1 protein-coding gene is annotated in these 1,687 nt (G+C 71.8%); it reads left to right on the top strand.

All coding sequences use genetic code 11. The features are described 5' to 3' along the window. The first annotated feature begins 291 nt into the window (after window positions 1-291). Complete coding sequence (locus GUY61_RS38090; protein ID WP_166634859.1) at window positions 292-1,647, top strand: glutamine synthetase family protein; 1,356 nt, start codon at window positions 292-294, stop codon at window positions 1,645-1,647. Window positions 1,648-1,687 lie beyond the last annotated feature (40 nt).

The raw sequence follows: 1,687 nt of genomic DNA, 5'->3' as shown, positions 1-1,687 counted from the left end.
GTTTGAAGCCAAACGAGTTGGGGGCGGGAATGATCCCGCCCCCAACTCGTTTGGCTTCAAACAACATAGGAAGCCGCCGGGCCCTGGTCAATAGCTATCCGGATGGATAAATTTTTTCTCCCGCCCCCTTGCGGTGCACGGTGCGCATCCATACCGTTTGGCGTCAAACGACTGGCGCCGCCTCCGCCCCGCTCCCCGCGTCGGCCCGCCGCCGGCCCCAGGCCGTTACGCCGCCTCTCCCGCGCCAACGGGCCCGGGACGTGCCCCCTACATCCGCCCGAGGAGACATCGGTGAGCGCTCAAGACCACCCACCCGTCCGCAGGCACCTCGACCGGCTCGCGGCCGAGGGCATCGACGTCGTCCGGGTGACCTATCCCGACCTCATGGGCACCGACCGGGCCCGCGACGTCCTGCTCGACCACCTGCCCTCGGCCTGCGACCACGGTCTCGCCTTCTGCCGCGCCGTCTACCACACGACCCCGCGCGGCGAGGTCGTCCCCGTCACCGGCGGTCTCGACGCGGGCCTCCCCGACATCTGCGTACGGCCCGACCTTGACACCCTCGTCGCGCTGCCCTGGGAACCGGGTGTCGCCTCCTGCCTGGGCGACGTCACCGACCCCGCGACCGGTGCCCCCGCGCCCGAGTCGCCCCGCGACCTGCTCCGCTCCGTCCTCGCCCGGTGCGCCGAGCACGGCCTGCGGCCCGTGGCCGGACCGGAGCTGGAGTACTTCCTGTGCGAGCCCGCCCCCGGGACGCCGAACGGCTGGCGCCGCTACACCGAGGCGACGGGAGTCGTGTACACCGCCGGTCTGCGCGCCGACCCCGGCAACCACCTGCTGCGCGCGCTGCGCCGGCTGCGGGACCTGAACATCGGGGTCACCAGCGGGAACCACGAGTTCGACGGAGCGCAGTTCGAGATCAACCTCATCCACTCCGACGCCCTCACGGCCGCCGACCGCGCCTTCCGCCTCAAGGCCGCGATCAAGGAACTGGCCCGCCAGGAGGGCCGGCTCGCCACCTTCATGGCCAAGCCCTTCAACGAGGCCGGAGGCTCCGGCTTCCACCTCCACCTGTCCTGCCTCGACGCGGAGGACGGCAACGCCTTCGACGACCCGTCGGCCCCCTACGGCCTCTCCGCCACCGCACGGCACGCGGTCGCCGGAGTCCTCGCCCACGCCCCCGCCCTGGCCGCGCTGGCCAACCCCACCGTCAACTCGTACAAGCGCTTCGGCCCCGACACACTCGCACCCTGGCTGATCGACTGGGGCCTGGACAACCGCAGCGCCATGGTCCGCATCCCGCCGGAGCGCGGCTCCGGCGCGCGGCTCGAACTGCGGCTCGGCGACGCCAGCGCCAACCCCTACCTGCTGATCGCCGCCACCGCCGCCGCCGCGCTGCTCGGTGTGCTGGCCCAGGAGGAGCCACCGCCGCCCCTGGAGGGCTACGGCTACGACCCGACCAGGTCCGCAATGCTCCCCTCGAGCCTGCCCGCCGCGCTGGACGCGCTGGAGGCGGACACCGCGCTGACCGAGCTCCTCGGCAAGGACTTCACCACGGCATTCCTCTCCTACAAGCGGGACGAGGCCGAACGCTTCGCGCGGCACGTCACCGACTGGGAGTTCACCGAGTACGCCTACCACCTGTGAACCACCGCAGCATCCGACCGGGAGACCCACGACCATGACC

This window comes from Streptomyces sp. GC420 (assembly GCF_009916105.1).
GTDB lineage: Bacteria > Actinomycetota > Actinomycetes > Streptomycetales > Streptomycetaceae > Streptomyces.
Note: the sequence above shows the minus strand (reverse complement) of the source record. Positions and strands in the feature narration are given on the sequence as shown.